Below are 3499 nucleotides of genomic sequence, written 5' to 3'. Positions count from 1 at the left end.
GCGGATACTTCTGGATATAATCAAAAACCATAACTAATACAGAAAAATGGTAGACACTTACTTAAACGTTTTACCATTTTTCTTTTCCTAAGTTAATATTTCGGACAAGTCTAAGGAAGAGTTGATCCATGTTCCAGGTGTCAGGGCTAATCGCTTCAGGATTGCGAGCGCCGTTGGTGTATTGCCACTTCGTTCCTTCCAGTCCGAGAAAGTCTCTCAGCTTTTGAGCATTAAGAGAAGAAGGATCTTGCCAGTATGTCTTCATGGGTTCGGTAAACTCCCGAAGCCCCTCTTCGTAGGCATTCCCGTTTTGCACAATCAGGGCTTGCACTCGCTCTGGGTATTTAGTAGCTATTCGATAGCCAACAGGCGCACCATAATCCATCACGTAAAGACTGTATTTTTTGAGGTCGAGCGCAGTAATAAATTTCTCTACAATCTGGGACAGGCGATCGAATGTGTAGTCAAACTCATTCACAGTTGGCATTGAACTGTTACCAAAACCGGGATAATCGGGAGCAACAAGATGGAAGCGATCAGCAAGCGCAGGTATCAGATTACGAAACATGTGAGATGAGGTCGGAAAGCCGTGCAACAGCAAAATAGTTGGATTATTGGGGGAGCCAGCTTCTCGATAAAAGATATCTAAACCATCGATAGAAACTGTGCGAAATGCAGTCATAATGTTACTCCTTGAAAGTTTATTGACCATTAAGTTTGGCAGCGCCGAAAGTAGCATTGAACGCATAACACCAAATAGCAACAGACTGATAATTTGCTAAATCTAGCCAAGATGGGATGAGATAACGTTGCTTTCCAGTAAAGCTTTGTAAGCGGTCAAGCAAGAAAATTTCTTGCTCTTTAATTGGAAAATCTGGGGGAGTGGTTGAACCAATAACGTCTTCAAGGCGATGAAGAACTACTCGTAAGTCAGGGCCAAGATGGGAAGTTTTGAAGTCTTGTTGCAACTCAACGAATCGTTGCTCGGACTCTACTACAATCTGAACTGTTCCTTCGGTAGGATGTTCGCCAGAAATAAAAGTGCCAGATAAGTTCATAGTTGAAAATTCTCCAATTATCTCGTAGTACTTAAAATCAACGTTTTTCCGGTCGCCAGTAAACCTTTTTACTGATTTCCCACAATTAAAACTGGAAGTTTTACGGTGAGTCATCGTGTTGTCATTTCTTAGGAGGCGGAGGAATAATCTCGATGCCGTATTTAGGTGCAGTGGTGAGGATTTTATCTAAGTCTTCAGAACTCAATGGTGGGGCAGATGTAATTTGACCATTCACCGCCTTTCCCACTTCCGCAATAAATTTCTCAAATCCAGCAGGGTCACCCAAACCAACATTTTGGCCGGTACAGAGGTAGTGTTGGTAAATTGATGAAGCTGACCTTTGGGCGAATGAAGGAAGGTTCCAGCCGTTGCAACAAGGATGCGATCGTCAAGCTGAAATTCAATTTCTCCCTCTTGCACATAGAACGATTCATTTTCTCGGCTGTGTCGATGGGGAGGAGTACCGCCACCAGGTGCAACGATTACCTCACAAAGCGCGTAAGCTTCACTTGTCTCTTCACCAATTGCTTTGAAGGTATAAAGGTCTTGGCCAAAGTAGTAAGAATGACCCCCACCTGATTGAACGAAAAGTCCGTTTTGGTTGATTGTCATTGTCCTCTCCAACTAAACAAGTTGTTTATTCGTAAATCAGTGTTAGTGATGGTGTACAGTTCTGTTGCAATCTCGATCGCGCACTGAATTTAGATGAAGATACACTACCGCAGGAAATAGTTGTTTATTAGACTGCTTTGAAAATCTACGAGGCGCGGATTGCTAATTTAACGATCGCTCAATATCTTTGAGCCACTACCAGCCATTGGACGACTGCGACGCAAGTCTCGCCAGATTTGGGTAGCTGCTAATGCCCCATCTGCGGCGGCAACTACAACTTGATTCAGTCCGACTTTGAGATCCCCAATCGCAAAAATACGGGGATGAGAAGTCCGCGCCATCTTATCGGTGACTAAGTTTTCGCCTTGTTTTTCCAAATCAAACTTTTCCAGATAATCGGCGTGATACTTTGACCCCATTGAGATCAGACCAGCTTCTAGCGCAATTACCGTGCCATCTTCCAGTTCCACTCCATTCATCTGATGGTCTTCGCCCAGAAATTGTTGAATCGACGTTTCGATTATTTGATAACCATTCTCTTGCAATTTCTGGCGTAACTCATCGCCAACTTCAAACATTCCTTGCGTAAATAGGGTGATGTGAGGTGTAAACCAACCTAGAGAAAAAACAACCTCCGCCTTGCTGGCAGTACTGGCAAACACGCCTACTTTTTTCTCTGCCATTTCGTAGCCGTCACAGATTAAACAAACGTGCAAGTTGTACCCGGCATAGTCAAACACGTTTCGCATATTATCCAAATTAGGCAAGTAATCAATAATGCCACTGGCAGCAATCAGATATCTGGCATGAAACGTTTGATGGAAGCTGTCTTGCCGGTCAATTTTGACTTTTACGGCAAAGGTTTCTCCCTCATCCACAATCTCTTCCACAAAGGCATCGAGCATATCACCACCTAGAGTAAGGTAGTGCTCTTTGCCTTGCCTCAGGAGCGATCGCCCCGGTGTATCTGGCGGTAATCCAAGATAGTTGTGCAGTTCCTGCATCCAGAAAGAGCGGGCTTTGCCTTTATCGATAATTAAACTGGAAAGAAGATAGCGTTGCAGATAAATTCCGGCAGACAAACCACCTACTCCACCACCAACCACGATCGCGTCGTAAATATAATCAATACGTTCTGAGAGATTTTGCTTTGTTAGTTTCATGGCATTTTTCTCATAGATGAAAATGTTGCTTCCCCAGTCCCCAATCCCTATTTTCAAGACAGGTCTATTGGAGTGCTTGATTAATTAAAGGTGCAATGATCGCGATATTTTTGACCAACTCATCAGAGAGAGAGAACCGATGTTTTAAGTAATCAGGATCGTTGTAACTCAGCCATACCTTGCCGTCAGCGGCTTCCCATGCCAGTACTTTCGGGGGTAAATCCAGAGCGATCGTCGGTTCTGCCACCATGAGCGGTGTTTCGGCTTCAGGATTGCCAAACAGTAATAACTGTGTTGGGCGCAAGCTGAGTCCAACTTTTTTGGCTTCAGCTCGTTGATCAATGCGGGCAAAAATGGTGATGCCTTTTGCCTGAAGGATAACTTCTAAGCGATCGATGGTTTCAGTTACTGAATATGGGCTGGGCTGATTGATGATGCCGTTATTTGCATTCATGGCACAATACGGTTCAGTTAAGGCTCAAAGTCATGTAAATTAGGCATTGTTCCGAAGAATGGAAATTAAGTGTCGTGCATCTGAGGGATTTTTCATTGGGTCTCCTGAGATACAAAATACTGACTTGCTTAGAGCAATCGAAATGGCTATTCCAGCAACGGTAATTGAAGACGCGATCGCTAATACTAAAAGCGAAGAAGAACGCAAGCGGT

5 protein-coding genes are annotated in these 3499 nt (G+C 43.9%); all 5 read right to left on the bottom strand.

The genetic code is table 11. The features are described 5' to 3' along the window. Window positions 1-70: 70 nt before the first annotated feature. Complete coding sequence (locus tag H6G97_RS47970) at window positions 71-682, bottom strand: alpha/beta fold hydrolase (protein WP_242056130.1); 612 nt, start codon at window positions 680-682, stop codon at window positions 71-73. A gap of 19 nt (window positions 683-701) precedes the next feature. Then, window positions 702-1058: a DM13 domain-containing protein gene (locus H6G97_RS47965; protein ID WP_206759177.1), complete on the bottom strand. Its 357-nt coding sequence runs from the start codon at window positions 1056-1058 to the stop codon at window positions 702-704. A 231-nt stretch (window positions 1059-1289) separates the two neighbouring features. Next, a complete protein-coding gene (locus H6G97_RS47960) occupies window positions 1290-1670 on the bottom strand; it encodes a cupin domain-containing protein (protein WP_242056129.1) in 381 nt (126 codons plus the stop codon). 167 nt (window positions 1671-1837) lie between these two features. Further along, complete coding sequence (locus H6G97_RS47955) at window positions 1838-2833, bottom strand: NAD(P)/FAD-dependent oxidoreductase (protein WP_190947363.1); 996 nt, start codon at window positions 2831-2833, stop codon at window positions 1838-1840. 64 nt (window positions 2834-2897) lie between these two features. Further along, a complete protein-coding gene (locus H6G97_RS47950; RefSeq protein ID WP_190947362.1) occupies window positions 2898-3287 on the bottom strand; it encodes a DUF302 domain-containing protein in 390 nt (129 codons plus the stop codon). Window positions 3288-3499: the final 212 nt, after the last annotated feature.

Source organism: Nostoc flagelliforme FACHB-838, assembly GCF_014698065.1.
In the GTDB taxonomy this organism is placed as follows: domain Bacteria; phylum Cyanobacteriota; class Cyanobacteriia; order Cyanobacteriales; family Nostocaceae; genus Nostoc; species Nostoc flagelliforme_B.
The sequence above is the reverse complement of the archived record's forward strand: the minus strand, read 5'-3'. Positions and strand labels throughout refer to the sequence as shown.

Bases quoted from the DNA above. Each gene is read 5' to 3' on its own strand.
- H6G97_RS47970 (WP_242056130.1), bottom strand. From the start codon at position 682: ATGACTGCATTTCGCACAGTTTCTATCGATGGTTTAGATATCTTTTAT.
- H6G97_RS47965 (WP_206759177.1), bottom strand. From the start codon at position 1,058: ATGAACTTATCTGGCACTTTTATTTCTGGCGAACATCCTACCGAAGGA.
- H6G97_RS47960 (WP_242056129.1), bottom strand. From the start codon at position 1,670: ATGACAATCAACCAAAACGGACTTTTCGTTCAATCAGGTGGGGGTCAT.
- H6G97_RS47955 (WP_190947363.1), bottom strand. From the start codon at position 2,833: ATGAAACTAACAAAGCAAAATCTCTCAGAACGTATTGATTATATTTAC.
- H6G97_RS47950 (WP_190947362.1), bottom strand. From the start codon at position 3,287: ATGAATGCAAATAACGGCATCATCAATCAGCCCAGCCCATATTCAGTA.